Genomic DNA, 16,100 nt, shown 5'->3' on the forward strand with positions numbered 1-16,100 from the left:
ATTTATACCTTCTCAATCAAATTGCCATACTGTTCAAATATACAGCAGCTAATGGCTTAGGTATAGTGATAATTAGGAAACTTTTTATAGGCCTGCAAGGCTTCCTTGGTCCAGTTAAGTTCAATTTGCATCAGGTTATTATTTGGAAAACTGATATCCATATTGTCTATAAAGTCATAAGTATAATTTTCCAAGCCTGCTTTACTTATAAGCTTTCGCTGATTATTAAATTGAGGTAGAGTAACTGCCACAACAGATAGTTGCAATGGGGTAGCTTTTTTATTAAAGCTAGCTTGGGTGATACCCATACAGTGAATAGTAATGGATAGGCTATATTTTTTGTAAACTGCATGAGGGGAATTAGCGTTTTTATCAAAATGTTGACTGGTTTTAGTAGTGGCTTCTATTTCTGCTGTGCTAATAGTTTCTGCTAATTTCTGTTGTTCTTCTTGATAGCTCCAACCTTTACTCTCATTTCCCCAAATTGAGCTGGCTAGCCAGCGCATCAGTGGCGGTCGTTTATAAAGCTCATAAACCATTTCGCCAATTAGAATTAACAATGAGCCAGCCAATAACCAAGGCCAGACCCCAGTAATCGGGGTTGCAAAGCGAGATAGGGCAGTGGTAAAGCTTTGGCCTGTTAAACGGGCAAACCGGTAGGCACGATAAGCATAAAACAGTTGCTTGGTGTTACCTATTAATACACTGATGTCACCTACTAAGCCAAAAGCAGCCCCTACTGCAGATGCTGTATCTTTGTTTTTAAGGGCCTTACTTATCTCAAAGCTTTTTACACCCAAGTCTGCTAAAGTACCTACGGCATCAAAAAAAGCAATTGTAAATGTTCCTCCAATAAATAATTTACCCAGTTTTTCAGCAAGTAGTGGGTTACTTGTAGATGTAATCCCTTCCTGAATTGGATGACGCAAGCCTTCCATTAACATGGAGGTGGTTGCAGAAACCACTCCTAATCCATCAGCGACTAATGACAACCAGTCCTCAGAATTTAATTTAGGTTTATTACTAACTTCTGAATAAGTCGACCAAAATGTAGCGATACTCATTAAACTTAAAAACAAGGGTATTTTAATGCTAGAGGCTATACCTTTGACTGTTTGGGTTCTGCCAACACCATAACCATTTAATATCCCTTGTCGTATATCACGAGCATGACCGTCTATTTCACTAATTGTTTCAGGCGTTAAACCACGTATTACAAACCCACAATTACCTGCATTGGTAGGTGCCGGTGAAATCATTTCGCTGATTAAGTCAGACCTTTGATGAATGCGTTGATTCATTTCATTAAATTGATCAGTAATCTCTTTAAGTTCTGCTTTTGCCAAGGCTATGGCAGATTCGTTATTATTTCTTGTAGCGGTTTTATATCTTTTTTTAGCTAACCTTTTTTCCTTGGCAAGATCACGAAATGGCCTGGCTAAATCATTAATTTCATCCAACGCTTGTTCAGCCTTAGCGATACTGGCTGTTGATGGGTATTCAATGGTAAAATCCCCTTCGCGAGCAGCCGATAATATGGTTTTTTTAAAGCCTGGAGTAAAATTGATCGCTAAGTTATTTAAGCGTTGATACATATTATTGCCGCTGGCTCGGGTAGCAGCTTCTTTTAGCTCATCGATATAGGCTGGAGTGAGTGCTGCTAGAATGCCACCTGCCAGTTGTGGGTGGCGTGACATTTGTTGGGCTAACTGGGGTGAAATCGCTGATATGTCAGTTACACTTATTAATTCTTGTGCATCGTTATTTGCACTAAAAGCACCTTGAGCAGAGTCCAGTGAACCCATTAAATTATTATAGTCACTAACAGCAACATCATAACCTTCTAAAAATAATGCAGCATAATTATCTCGGCCAATTTTTTCTAAATATAGCTCGCGAGCTAGCTTAATACCCTTGCCTTTACTATCTGTACATAAATGGGTAATACAGGCCAAGTGATTTTCGAGTAAGTGCTTATGTTGGTCTGAACTTTCCATGTCAAAATACCAGACCAGTTGATTAAACTTGGGGCTAAAGACTTTTCTATCGGCAATGATGTTGTCTTCCAGTTTAGTTAGGCGCCTGGCTAATGTATCCACATTGGCCATATAGTTGTCTAATTCTCGGGTTTTGACAAGATCTCTAATACGCGCACGGCCAAACCAACTGTCGTCGATATACATGGCGGTTTTTTGTTCTCGATAATCATCCGTAACTTCCATGACTTGCTCGTAGTGCGCTTCGCCCAGTTCTGCTCTGAGTTCGGCTTTTAATTGTTGTGCATCTTGCTGGTGTTGTCTGATTTCTTTGCTAAGTTGCTGGCCTCGCTTGGTTAATTTGTGCTCCCTGCCATAAGTTTCATGGCTCAGCTTTTCTTTTTTAATAATGGCCTGGTTTTGGGCTTGGGTAATACGCTCCAGCTTTTTGGCTTGTGCTGGGGTTAAGGGAGGGAAGTTTTTGGTATCTTCATTTTCCTTTAGTTGATCGGCTATTTCGTAGCCTCTGATTTTATACAGCCCATTAATAAACTTACCAGTATTTAATTTTTGTTTATTTTTTTCATACCAGTCATTTCGCTCATTAAATAATTTACCTTGCAGGGCGTCGATATCTTTTAAAATACCAAACAGGTCGTGCAAAATCAGTAGGGCACTATCATCAGGAGGCACACCATCCGTCAGGGTAGACATCGCTTCGCCACCGGATTGGCAAGCCAGTTTATCGTGAATCCAGCTAAAAGGCTTTTGCTCAAAAGGGAGCGACATCTCAGGATCTAATTGGGTTGCGGGTAAGGGTAACTGACACTCTGCCACAATATCGGCAGCATCTTTGACTGGAAGCATATCTTTACTGCCTATTGCGCAAAAAGCACTGATAGAAAATGTTTGCATATAGCGGCTACGGCAGTTGTTTATATTATTGATAATTTCGCTACGCTTTTTCTCACTCCATTTCACTTCTGAGTAAGCGGCGTGCAATGTACCCTGTTTAGGTAGTTTAATAGGTGAAGATGATAATTTGCCCTGGGCATTAATGGACTTTTCTATTAACTGTTGTGGATTATCTGAATGAATGTAATACAGATAACCTTCTCGTGGTAGTCTTACGCCAAGCGGTTTGGCTTCTGTATAATAACCAGGGTTAACTGCTAAGTGGGGTGGTGGCTGTGTTTCCACCATGGCATAACGAACAGGTATCAAATAAATAAACTTGCTTTTATAGGGGCAACTCTGGCCAGGTTGCTTCGGGTCAGTGGCCGGCTCGTTAAAAGCCGCCACATTGGCTTCGTTATATTGAGACATCTTACTACTTCTACTTCCTTTCTAACTTCTGCCTGCCACCTGTTGAGCTTTAATGGCTGCTTTCCTGATACGTTGCGAGGGTGTTAATTGGCTGCTGTGAGTGATTAACTGATGTATTTCGGGGTGTAAGGCTGGGTTCATTGCATCAGCCCCTAAATAACCAACCACATTGGTAAAAAAGAATATATCCTGAGCAGTTGTAAACTGCCGTGTATTGGCGGTATTAACCAACTTTTCTAACCAGGTTTGTTGTTGCTGTTGGTCTTTTCCGGCGAGCAAGTGAGGGAAGTAATGGCTGATATGTTTTTGTAGGCGGTTAAGAAACCCTTGGTATTTACTGTCACTAATGGCTTGCCATTGGTTGGCTGCTAACCGAAGGGAAGAGCTATAATCCCCAACAATCGGTGCTGGGTTGTGAAAGGCATGCCACTGATTGGCATAACAATGTACTTGGTTAATAGGGCCAAATAAATACGCCAGTTGTTCTGGTGTAGAGGTTGCAAACAGCCGCCAACTGAGGGTTGGATCGTATAGTCGAAATAACCCTTTACTGCCGGATGGGGTGATAACGTTTAACCACCATTGGCAGTGTTGCTTAACCGCTTCAAAAGGAGCTTCACTGAATAAAACCAGACCCCAATGCTGGCGAACCCCTCGTTCCATAAAACTATACCACAGGTCTGAATATAGCTCGGTTTGGATTAGCTCTGGTGACTGGTCAATCATGGATTTATATTTGGTCATCAAATATAAAGAAAAATGTTTGGGGTTAGCTTCTGTTTCATAAAGCCAGCGTTTTATACCTGGTTCACGTACGGTATCCAGCAGTAAATAACAAGGTAAATCAGGCCAAGCGTCATTGGGATCAACCATACTTTATTTATCCTGTCCTTGCGTATTGGCCTCATTAGCTTCCTCGCACTCTTCACATATGAGTTGCTCCCAGTTGAAGGCTTTTTTACTGTTTTGCTTTTGTGCCGGTATGGCTAAGGGTTTCTGACCCGCTTTATCTTTATCCGCTTCAGTAGCCTGAGCAGGTTCCTGAATACTCACCCCGCTGCCACTGCCTGGACTGCCACCTTCATTGATTTTAATGGTGGCCCCCTGAAAGGCGACACCAGATGGGTCTAATTTGGCAAAACTACCGCCGCCTTTTAAAGTGAGTTCCACCCCTGCATCAATGACCACTTTATCGCCCGCTTTAATATGGATTTCGTTACCTGCCTGGATCAGGGTTTTGCTGCCAGCTTTACTATGTAAACTGTCGCCTATTGTGGTATGGCTGTCTTGCTTGATGCAGGTGTATTGGTTGCCATCAATTTTTTGATGGTAATGGCCTTTGACTTGTTCATAGCTGTTATTGCCCACAATTAAGTGGCGCTCGTTTTCCACCGTTTCTCGTTTATCATTTTTGACTTGAATATCCAGGTCTTTTTCCGCATGGATAAATACTTGTTCGTTGCCTTTTTTGTCTTCAAAACGAATTTCGTTGAAACCATCACCGCCTGGGGTACTGTTGGTTTTAATGGTGGTGCGGGTTTTATGATCCGGTAGTTGATAGGGCGGTTTATCTCGACCGTTATATAAACAGCCCATTACAATCGGTTGGTCTGGGTCGCCGTTGATAAACTTGACTAACACTTCGGTGCCAATCCGGGGCACTTGTAGGTCGCCCCAGTTTTTGCCAGCCCAGTTTTGTTTAACCCGTACCCAACAAGAACTGTTCTCGTCGTGTTTTCCATCTCGGTCCCAGTGGAATTGAATTTTGATGCGGCCGTATTTATCACAATAAATGTCTTCGCCTTTGGGGCCGGTCACAAAGGCTGTTTGGCTACCCCGAATTTTGGGTTTAGCCACTAAGGGCTGGGTTTTAAATTGGTGGTCCCTTGGGGTAGCCAGAATTTGATTACGATAACTGAAACCTTTTCCAGTGTCATATTCTTCCAACACTTGGGTTTGGCTGCCCTCATGCATGACATCTGTCAGTAACCAATAATGATCGTAGCGACTGTCATCGTAATTTTTCAGCATGAAAAAATGTCCGGCGGCTACATGGGGGCAATCGCTAAACCCATCGCCGGTTCTTTTTACAGCCTGATAGGCTTTGAGGGTATTTTGCGCTTTTTGTTGCCCTGCTTCGGGGGTTTGATAGGATGCATTATGGTGATAAACCGTTAAACCGCTGAGTCCTGATTGGGTATCTTGTGCGGTGGCTTTTGTTTCCAGATCCAGGCGGGGCCGCTCAAAGTTATAGTCACGATAAATAACTGTGTTTGGGTTAGCTTTGGTGGTGACATAAAATTGGTTAATAAAATAATGGGTGGTTTCCATACCTGCCTGATATTTATACTCTAGCTCAGGGCTTACTGGAACCGGTTTAAAGCTGTAATGGCTGTCGCTAATGACCATCACACAGTTGTCGTTTGTTTGCTCAATAAAATAGTGCAGCCCGTCTTCGGCCATCAACCGGTGAATAAAAGCTAAGTCAGATTCCTGATACTGGGTGCAATAGATTCGGGTCGGTAGCTGGCCTGTGATTTGAAACTTGAAATCATCGGTTGTCAGCCCTGCATTTAACAGCACTTGCCGGATAATGGCATCTGCGGTGAGCTGTTGGAAAATCTTTAAATTAACTCGGTAATGAAGTAAAGACACTTTGGGTGTCAGTTCAAACCGATAGCGGCAAAAGCGACCAATGGGGTCAGACACTTCATTGGCATGAATAATACCGTTAATGTAACGGGGGTCGTCAGCCGTATGGATAACTAGCTGGGCAGGCCGCTGAAGTATCTCATCAAGATCCAGATCAAAATTTTCGCATACAGTGTCGATAGTAAACACATAAGGGCGGGAAATGCCTTCTTGTCCATTAAACTGGACCACCCGAAGTGTGTCTTCAACCCCTTTGATGGTAAAGGTAAAACGGCTTTGGTTTCCTAGATCCATGGCTGACCTTTAATCAATAGGTGTTGCAAAAGCTAATGGATATGGGGAGCAAGGTATTCTTCCATATCAGACACTAGATTTATTTTATGTCGCCTTTTGCGTCACCTTGATAATTAACAAAGAAAGACTGGTGGCTACATTAAAAGGCAAAGGTTAAAAGCGCAAGGGCAGGAACGGTAAGTTAGTAACAAAACGACAGATAAATACTGTTAAATTATAGTGTTTATTTTGGGTTGATGGTTTTTTGATCTATATTTATCCTGCGCGAATAAATTAAGTCAGTTGATTTATTAACCTCTGTTTTCTGAGATTTACCCCTTATTTCAGCTGCTTATATAAGCTAATGGTATGAACCTTCAGGTAGTCTTGTTACTCGAATGATCTATATAGGGTACCGCTAATAATGGTTCAAGGCCCCGTCAGCTCGCGCAGAGGTCATAAACTATTATTAGCGGTGCCCTGAATTGTCTCCCCATGGATGGCTAATTGTGTACCCAAAGCGTAGGGTTTGGAGGGGATTATGAAGAAAAGCATTATTATCGGTGCAGCGCTTGCTGGCCTGTTAATGTCAGGTTCGAGTTACGCTATTGATATTAGCGTCAGTGTGGGTGTGGGTAATGCGCGGATTTCTGCAAGCAGTTATCATAGCCGACCCTATTATGTTGATCGGGTACGCCATGTTCACCGCCATAGTGCCCATTGTGGTCACTTTAAACCAAGACACCATTATCGCAACCATCGTAATCGCCATTACCGCCCACGGCATGGCTATTATGAACAACGTCGTTACCACCAGCCCAGGCGCTATTATCGTGAGCCAAGTGGGGTTGTTTATTATCGGTCAAAGAATCATGATCGATATTCCGTAAAGCAGTACCGTGGTGGTGGGGTCTATAAAGGAAAAACCATTCGCTATTTGCCTAATGGTACTGTGATTGAAAAACGCCGGTATTATCGATACTAATATTATAATCGTTACTCAATAAAACCTCCCATTTTGACTCTGTCAACTTGGGAGGTTTTACTATTATACCCTTCCCGAAGGACTTTAATTGATAAAAAGAATGCTGGCTGGAACTCATCGCTCGACGGCCTCACCTAAAAATCCTACGCTTTGGGTATGTTTTTTGATTGTTAGGGCGAGTGAGGATCAATCAGCAACATCTATTAAATCACTATTTTTCAAGTGGCCTTTACGAGCTGGCATGGCAATGAGTGCACCTACAACAATTGCGATACAGGCAAATAATACATTGATTGTGGCTGTCGCTTGATTAAATAGAATTAAAATAATGGTTGATATCAGTGGGGTACTATAGGCAATTACGCTTAATAATTGCAAATTACCATGTTTTACTCCGTGATCCCAGGTAAAAAAGGCGATTCCAATTGGGCCAATACCTAAACCAATAATACTCAGCCATTGAAGTAAATTTAGTTGCCAGTTTGCTTCTTCTAACAATAAGTGAAAAAGGGTTGCTAGCAATGCAACACAGCCACAAAATAACCCCACAGTATCCGTTGGTACATTTTTAATAAATCGACTGGCAACTGAATAGCCTGACCATATTAAGGCACACCCAAACGCAGCAATATAGCCAATACTGTATTGTAAATTTAGGCTGGCGTTATTATTACTAATTAATAACCAGCAGCCAATCAAGGCAACAATTGCACCTATGATATATCGTTTTAATAATGTTTCATTGGGTAATAGTGAGGAAAATAATACGATAAACAAAGGCCATAAATAGCTTATTAAACTGACATCGACTATCGGTGCATTTTTAATCGCAAAAAAATAACATAAATGAAAACCAAATAACCCTCCAACCCCTATAAACCAAGCTAAGGGCGGTTGTTTAATCATACTGATTAAAGGTTGCTTGCAAATAGCCCACTTGGTGAGCATGAGTAAAAATGCAATACCAAAGGTTAGCGCCAATAATTGAAAAGGGGGAACAGGGCCCGCTAATTGTGACAATAGTGCTAAGGTTCCCCATAAAATTATTGACATTGAGCCAACAATGGTCGATTGCCATTGAGTGAGTTGCATATAAAAACTACCTGATTCGCTTGAAGGTGTAGAGTTACCCTCTAGACTATGCCAAGCAAGCTGGGTTTGTCTTTGCCGAAAAGGTGTTTTACTTTGCTGGTATGGTGAGATAACAATATATTTGGGCTAGCGGTAGTAACGAGGCGCATGACCAAAGTACCGACGAAAACGGTCACTAAAAGCCGATAAATTACCATAACCCACGGATTCCGCTATTTTTTGTATGGTCAAATTGGATGTTCTCAATAGGTGTTGAGCCTGTTTCATCCGTCGTTGAAGCTGGTAATGAAGCGGGGGTAAGCCATAAGCTTTTTTGAATACGGTTGATAATTGTCTAGGGCTGAGGTGAACCAGTGCTGCGAGCTGCCCAAGTGTGAGATTTTCAGCATAGTGGGAGTCAATGTATTCTTTCACCAGGGTAGCCCTAGCATCAATTTTGAATAAACCACTACTTCCTTGCTCGTGTAGTAACTGTATCAGTAGCTGTATCATTGCGCTTAATATCGGTGTAGTTGGGCTCATTTGATGAATAGCCAGCTCCTGGTTTAAAAATTGAGCATAATTAGCAATGCTGTGATTCATTTGAATCGCGGTGGGCAGTTGTTCAATCAAATATGAAAAGTTACTTGGAACATCAGCGACTAAAAATAGATTGTCTGCCTGGCCTTCAAAGGTATGGTCAGCACCCGCAGGGATAATCGCGCAATGCTGTTGATTAACCCATTGTTCACTCTGATTTAGCTTTAAATGCAATTGCCCTGCAACTGGTAATATCAGCTGATGAAAGTCATGGTGGTGAGTAAGTGCACCGGTTTGGTATCGTCTTTGCTCTAGGACTATGGTAGAGGAGTCATTCATGGTACGGATATAGTGAGTTTTTTACACTATACCTGACATGAGGTGATGTTTGAACCATTTTGCTCTGTAACAAGCTATACCCAATGCGAAGGGTTTTTAGGTGAGGGACGACGATATCAAAACCTAAAAGTGATTCGCGACGGGTATAAGTTGGTGTTGCTGAGATAATTATCAATGGTGAAGCAGAGGTCTCTACAGGATTTGTCCCCCCACAATCAAAGGCACTGCTCTTATAAATACTAGAGGTGCCCTTTAATTATGGCTGGTATATTTCAATTACTTGTAAAACTATTAATATAGTGATCTAGTTACAACTGTGAAATGACATTAAGGGAATAAGAATGATAAGCAATTTTTTAACAAAAATACGACTAGTACACTATATTTTGGGTATTAGCTTAATAGTAAGTACTGTTATTTTAAATGCCAATGGTAAAGAGAGTAAAAATAAATTATTAACAGCAGCAGAAATTATCGCTCATTTAAATCTACAACCTTTACCAGAAGAGGGGGGGTATTATCGAGAAACCTATAAGTCAGCAGATACTATTCAATACCATTTTACAAATGATGCTTCAACCGTCATACGGGCAGTGAGTACTGCTATTTATTACATGGTTTTACCAGATAATTTTTCTGCATTACATCGAATTAAACAGGATGAGGTTTATCATCATTATTTAGGTGAGTCGGTGGAAATGCTGTTGATTTATCCAGATGGTAATCACCAATTAATCACCTTAGGTAAAAATATTGCTAACGGCGAACAGCTGCAAGTGGTTGTGCCTTCTGGCACCTGGCAGGGGGTTAAACTTTCAAAAAGAGACTCCACTGGCTATGCATTACTTGGTACGACAGTTGCGCCAGGATTTGAGTTTGATGACTTTGAGTTAGCGAATGCCGAGCAACTGGTTGAGCAATATCCTAGGTTAAAATCATTAATACATAAATATACTAAAGGGCACCTCTAATAATTGTTTATGGCCTCTGTGCAAGCTGATGGGGCCTTGAACACGGCGGCTTGTGAAGTGTAAGGTTGGTTGCCTTTCCAAGCAAGCCAACACACTTTACACGACTTATGTGGTTATGCTAAAGCATTAACCAAAATGCTTTAGCATAATATAGTAAATATTCGTGTTAGGTACCTTGGTCTCAACAAAATTATTGCTAATTTTTATAAAAAAATCATTTGATTAATGTTAGGCCCTTTCAAATAAAACAACTGATTTAAAATTAATTTGCTAGTAGTCACTTCTTTATAATATCTTTTCCTAAGAAAATTTCTCTAGTTGCCCATGCGTAAAGTTATTTACTGGCTTTTACGTGTGGGGTGCAAACAGTTATCCATTCGTAAATGACTGTTACTAACGTATTTTGGCGATAATTCAAGTGTTATACAGTCAAACTTATTCGTTATCTTCATTTCTTCCTTGGTATTAACAAGCGTCAGGCTTAATAGAAATTCATTTACAGTGGGTAACCGGTAGTGCTTTGTTGTAAAAAAGAGGTTATTAATTATGCCAACTGATAAAAGTGCTGGTACGTCAGCGCCAACAGTAGATCTTAGTCGCCTTAGTTTTGAAGATAAGCTGGCTAACTTTATTTTAGCGACCGCCTACTCGAATGAGCATGTCGAGGGCTGGGTAGAAAATGTAGGGTCAGAAGAACCCTCCAATAAGAAATTAAGTGAAAATAAGAAAAGAGAGCTGCTTAAGATTGCCAAACAAAAATTTACCGAAAAAGTCGCTAAATATGTAGAAGCTTGGCAGCCCTATTTACAAGATGGACAACAGCTCAATGTTAGGGCATATGTTGAAAACACGTCATTTGAAGCGCAATTTAAAGCAGCAGTAAAAGATAAGTTAGATATTAATGCCTTAAGTGCTCAGCAATTAGCTGACTATATGAACCATCCTGAAACCATTCCTGGAATTGATGAGGCTTCAGTAGAAAACATTAAAAAGATACTGCCAAAGGAAATGAAAAAAGGCTTGGCGCCGGGTGGGGCCAGTGAAATTCATTATGATACGGTTGCTGTGACTGTCATTGATCGTACCCTGTACATTGCTTCTAATACCAAAACCCGTAAAGGCGTGACGCCTGGGGATACACCAACTACTGTGAATGGGTTGGGAGAGCAAAATACTTATCTGTCTTATTCGCTTTTTAATGATGGTGTGAATCCTGTAGCGGGTAATGAGGGCAACCAAGCTGCTAATCGTATTGCTGTGGTTGAGCAGTTACAGCAGGAGTTTCAAGGCATTGCAGATTTTGACAAGGTAGTCTTTATTGGTATTGGTTCTACACCACAATCGGCTGCTGAAGCTGCAAAGCCTCATGCTGAAATGCAGCTTATCTCTTTTCTGCAAAAGCAAAATAAACCACTCAATGGCCTCTCCTTTGGTATTTCAAAGCCGGCTTGTGTTTCCTGTGAGACAAAGCTAACAGAGTATGAAATACAATACCGTAATGGCAGCGAAACGGGTGAAGGAAAAAATACCAACCCTAAAAACTGGCTTGCACCTGAAAGTATTCAAACAGAAAGTGGTGAGGTAAAGATTCTTCATGAAGTTGAATTTGGTCGTGGTCAACTGATGAATGAATATCGCTCGTTGGCGGTCAATCGTTGGCGTCGACCTTCGCAAGAGAATCTTGCTCGTCCCGCAGGAAGTAGGGTAGCGGAAAATAGTTATAACAAAAATATTATTGTCCAGGTGGACGGTGACCCTGTCAGTTATCAGGCGGCACTCAATCTTTATCGAAAATACCCTACAAGCAAAGTACAATGGTTGCAGTGGAACCCAACTAAAGCTGCTATTATCGATGCAGTTTCAGGTCAACCGGCCCAGTTAACAGCAGGCCTGCAAGATCAATTGCTGTTAGTTGGTCATTCTGATGCCTCATTTTCAGACGCTATATTAAATCGTGGAACCACGTTAGCTGGAATGGACGCAAACCGCTTGACCACAGCCGTATTTGAGCAAGGATTAAAGCAAGGGCTACCACAAAAAATCAGCTTGATCGCCTGTGGTCTAGGGGCAACTGATTCGAATAATGGTGCTAGATTTGTATCAGAGGTGGCTAGCAAAATAGCTAACCTGGCTCCTAATGCAAAAGTGAAAATTTCAGCACAGGATACTTTGGTAAGAATTAATGCAGCTGGACAGCGGGAAACGCTGCGCTTTTTAGAAGATGGCAGGGTAACATGGAAAGCAGGTGATCATCAGCATAAAGTCATTATTAATACTAATGGTACGGGTGGCGTTGATGATCATGTTGTGCGTGGATACGGTGAGGGTGAAATCAGCATTGACCGGGTCAGTCAGGCGCAATTAGCCGATGTAAAACTGGAAGATGCTTTAGCTAAGGTTAAGCACTCGGCATCTGATTTAGTGGGTGTAAACAGTGACGCTTTTTTTGAACCTGCTAATGAATTAAAAGCAGCTAAGCTGTATGACCTTAAGCTTGCCAAGCAGTTTGTTGAGTCAAAACTAAAAGCGATAGGCAAGCAGCCTAATGACTTTATTGATTTTGCCGATGGAACAGACTTCAAGTCTGGTCGACTAGTTGTTCAATATAAAGATGGCCAACAGTTGTCAACCCAGACGATTGATGTTGATGCTAACCAATTTCGCACCTTTAAAACCATCAGTCGTTTTCGCCAAGAACTAGCCAGGGGGACTGCACATACCTCACGTGCCTTAGGCATTTTTATGAGCTTAAAAGGGCTGGAAAGCTTATCCAATGCGTTAGAAAAAGGGGATGCTGCTGCAATTGCGGCTAACTCAGCATTAACACTTTATGGTTTTGGGGAGCTGGCAAATGCACCACAAAAAATAGTCACGGGTGCAGGAAAGTTATTAGCAAAAGCCACGACTTACACGGCAAGTGGTTTATCCGATATTGCTGCACGAAAAGCAGCCCCTGAACTAGCTAAGTTGTTTACCCGTGTCAGCCAATCCGGTGCAGCAGGTATTAGAAGTTTTAGCAAATTATTGGGTAGAGCTACCCCGCTGGTTGGGATAGGGCTGGGGGTTCATGGCATGATTGAGGATTTAAAAGACCCAGACAAAGTAAGAGGTGTCGTCAATTTTGCTTTAGACTTTTTAGCGACTGCAACGGGGGTGCTTGCCTCAATTCCTTCACCATTATCACCACTGTTTGAAGCAATGTCGATAGGTTTTACGTTAGTAAGAATTGGGTTTGGTACACTATACGACAGTATAAAACAAAAAATGAGTGAGGTACCCGATGATGCTTCCTGGCAAGAACGGGCAGAGGCCTTTTTTGTTGGCTTAGGTGATGGTATTGAAAAGCTGTTTTATGAATTCCACCCAATTGGTAATATATTGAATGCCATTCAACGCAGTGAAGCGCTGGAAAATCAGTATCGAGAAGATACACAACTATTGTCGCTGTTAGCAGATTATCGAAATTACTATAGTATTATCGAAGCAGAAGAGGGGGGGGCTGCTACGATTGATTTTGCCAATGCCCCCGCCTCTTATTATGGTGGCAATCTGCGCTTTAAATTAGCCAATGGAGGTGCAGACTCATCCCTAACTATTGGTAATATGTCGGATGTAACGGGGCAGCAGCAAGATCGAACCTTCAATATTAAAACAGAAGGCGTCCAAAATATTATTTTAGGTCTGGGCCAGTCACCTAAGTTTGAGATGGAAACGAAAACGGTCAAAATGCTATGGACAATCCCTATTAATAGCAAAAATGTCATTAAACGAAATGAGCAGGGAGGGGTTGATACTGACAGCGCTTCAAGGCAAGGGCGTTATGAAGGAAATGATAAAAATAATGTTTTTCAAGTAATTCAACGTCAACCAACCAATGCTGAAGGTGAGCCTATTGGTGCATCGATCAGTGAATACCAGTATCAAATAATGGGTAAGGGTGGGGATGACTTATTTGTGTTAGGCCCACAAAAAATAACGGCTTCTGGCGGTCAAGGGGCTGATACATATATTGCAGGAAAGAACGCCGCGAGCTGGTTAACCATTAATAATAAAGATGAAACTCATACGCCCAAAATTGATACGCTAGTGCTTGATGCGGAGCGGGAAGATATTCAAGCATTTCGTTCAGGAGTGGGTCAGGAGCAAGGTAATCTGTGGTTAGGGTGGCGATACACAGATGATCTTATCATTATTTATAAAGATAGTGCTGACAAAGAGCGTAACGTTCGAGTCAGTGACTTCTTTAAAGGTAAAGCCTATCAACACTTACAGATAAAAACAAAAAATGGATATATTTTAAATATAAATACCCAAACATATTCAGCGTCACTTGTTTTGCCACACAATGACAAAAAGTTTTTAAATGCAGCATTTGATGAGCAAGTGGAGTTTGTTAACACGAATGGCAAAGTTAAGCTTATTCCTGTTGGGTTTGACTTATCTTCGCAGCCAGCTGATACCTTAACCGGTGCCAACTTTAATGGCCAATTATTAGCTTTTAGCCAGGTTCAACAAGTGACGGGTACTCGTAGAGTTGATCATTTGGTGGGTAATAAGCTGGGAAATATGTTAAATGGCTATGGTACTGAGACAGGTGTCGATCAATTAAAGGGCGGTAATGGCAGTGACTTTTATATGCTGCAGGCTTATTTAGATAGACGTAATAACGTTGAAATTGATAATCAAGCGTCAGATAAGGTTGCCGACTTTTTGGTATTAGGCGCTAACTATAGTCAATTATCTGCTATTACCCAAGCGGGCAATGACTTACAGTTTCAAGCTGCAGCTGACAGCCAGCTAAAGCAGCAACGAATTAATCAGCTATCAACCGTTTATAATGAATATAATAAAGTTGTGAGGTATTTAAATAACCTGCTGGAAGATAAACCTTCGTTATCTAAGGCGGAATTTGTAGATCAGCTCAATCAGAAATCATTGCTAATTAATGGGGAGGCTGTTCAGGTAGCTGAATCTGAAAGAGGGACTGCAGTTGAGCGGGCGCTAGGTGAAAACATGGCGGGTCGTTTGCGTCGATTTGCCCTTAATTTACCGCCAGCCCAACCTTTTAATCATTCGCTAAAACAACAAAAAGAAAGATATGCCAAAATTGCGGCTGAATATCAACAACAATTAGCAGAAGCTATTAACTATAAAAACAACGCTAACCTGGGATCAATGAGTGTCACATTGAAAAATTGGACAAAGAGTACTGATTATCAGCATTTAACTATTCTGACTAAGGATAATCTGACGTTAAAAGTTGATAAAAATGGGAATAACTACCAGTTTAAGGTCACCGGTTTTGATGCATCTATGTCGGCAAAGCATGTTGTGCTTGATTGCAATCAATTGACGCAGCGACATCCACTACCGGAGTTGGTCAAGTTTACGGGTAGCCGGTTTGGTGATCGTTTGACGGGTAATGATAAGAATAATGTGATGCAAGGTGGAGGGAATAATGGCAGTATTTATAGCTATGATACCCTCATTGGTGGAAAGGGCCATGATGTCTATATTTATTCACCTAAAAAAGATGGCTTGGTTGTGTTAGATACGAACGCCACTGATGCAATGATCGATCTTGCATTATTTAATGCAAATTTCGCTGATATAAAGATAACAACGGTTAATATTTCCAGCCAAGAAGCCAGTATTCATTTAGGTGAAAGTATTGGTTTGTATGTAGAAGGACAACGAGGTGGGCTAGTGATTCAGCATTTTCAGCGGGATAATGCTCATCGAAACCTTGTGTTCAAGTCTCGTGATGGAAAACTATTTAGCGTTAATCCTACTTCACTTGAAAAACAACTTGTTTCAACTGAGGATAATAGCATCAATCAATTAATTCAAAGTATCAGTGGGTTTAATAGTGAAACGGCAATGAGTGGAAATACGGTTACGGCTGTAGGGGCTACTCATACTTCTAGAAATACGGAACTAGCAGTATCACTCTAATTGTTAATCGGT

8 protein-coding genes are annotated in these 16,100 nt (G+C 41.3%); 3 read left to right on the forward strand and 5 right to left on the reverse strand.

Features of this window, described 5'->3' with window-relative positions:
• Positions 1-56: 56 nt before the first annotated feature.
• Genes ORQ98_RS17835 through ORQ98_RS17845 form a run of 3 tightly spaced genes read right to left on the reverse strand, consistent with a single transcriptional unit; the run spans position 57 to position 6,248 of the window.
• Entirely contained in the window at positions 57-3,302 is a 3,246-nt protein-coding gene (locus ORQ98_RS17835) for a toxin VasX (RefSeq protein ID WP_274690165.1), read from the reverse strand.
• Between the two features lie 21 nt (positions 3,303-3,323).
• On the reverse strand, positions 3,324-4,175 hold the full coding sequence (locus ORQ98_RS17840) for a DUF4123 domain-containing protein (protein ID WP_274690166.1): 852 nt from the start codon (positions 4,173-4,175) through the stop codon (positions 3,324-3,326).
• 3 nt (positions 4,176-4,178) lie between these two features.
• Complete coding sequence (locus ORQ98_RS17845; protein ID WP_274690167.1) at positions 4,179-6,248, reverse strand: type VI secretion system Vgr family protein; 2,070 nt, start codon at positions 6,246-6,248, stop codon at positions 4,179-4,181.
• 520 nt (positions 6,249-6,768) lie between these two features.
• Between ORQ98_RS17845 and ORQ98_RS17850 the strand changes: the two genes are divergently transcribed.
• Positions 6,769-7,212 (forward strand): hypothetical protein, encoded by a 444-nt coding sequence (locus ORQ98_RS17850; RefSeq protein WP_274690168.1) that lies wholly within the window; start codon positions 6,769-6,771, stop codon positions 7,210-7,212.
• Positions 7,213-7,398: 186 nt separating this feature from the next.
• Here ORQ98_RS17850 and yddG read toward each other — a convergent pair whose 3' ends face one another.
• Both yddG and ORQ98_RS17860 read right to left on the reverse strand, forming a co-directional pair.
• Positions 7,399-8,304 carry an aromatic amino acid exporter YddG gene (gene yddG / locus ORQ98_RS17855; RefSeq protein ID WP_274690169.1) on the reverse strand — a complete coding sequence of 302 codons (906 nt, stop codon included), beginning with the start codon at positions 8,302-8,304 and terminating at the stop codon, positions 7,399-7,401.
• Between the two features lie 126 nt (positions 8,305-8,430).
• Complete coding sequence (locus ORQ98_RS17860) at positions 8,431-9,162, reverse strand: AraC family transcriptional regulator (RefSeq protein WP_274690170.1); 732 nt, start codon at positions 9,160-9,162, stop codon at positions 8,431-8,433.
• 341 nt (positions 9,163-9,503) lie between these two features.
• On the opposite strand from ORQ98_RS17860, the gene ORQ98_RS17865 reads away from it, so the two are divergent.
• Positions 9,504-10,133: a cupin domain-containing protein gene (locus tag ORQ98_RS17865; protein ID WP_274690171.1), complete on the forward strand. Its 630-nt coding sequence runs from the start codon at positions 9,504-9,506 to the stop codon at positions 10,131-10,133.
• Between the two features lie 546 nt (positions 10,134-10,679).
• The gene (locus ORQ98_RS17870) at positions 10,680-16,088 is read left to right on the forward strand and encodes a C80 family cysteine peptidase (protein WP_274690172.1); all 5,409 of its coding nucleotides are present in this window, start codon (positions 10,680-10,682) and stop codon (positions 16,086-16,088) included.
• Positions 16,089-16,100: the final 12 nt, after the last annotated feature.

The sequence above is a fragment of the Spartinivicinus poritis genome, assembly GCF_028858535.1.
In the GTDB taxonomy this organism is placed as follows: domain Bacteria; phylum Pseudomonadota; class Gammaproteobacteria; order Pseudomonadales; family Zooshikellaceae; genus Spartinivicinus; species Spartinivicinus poritis.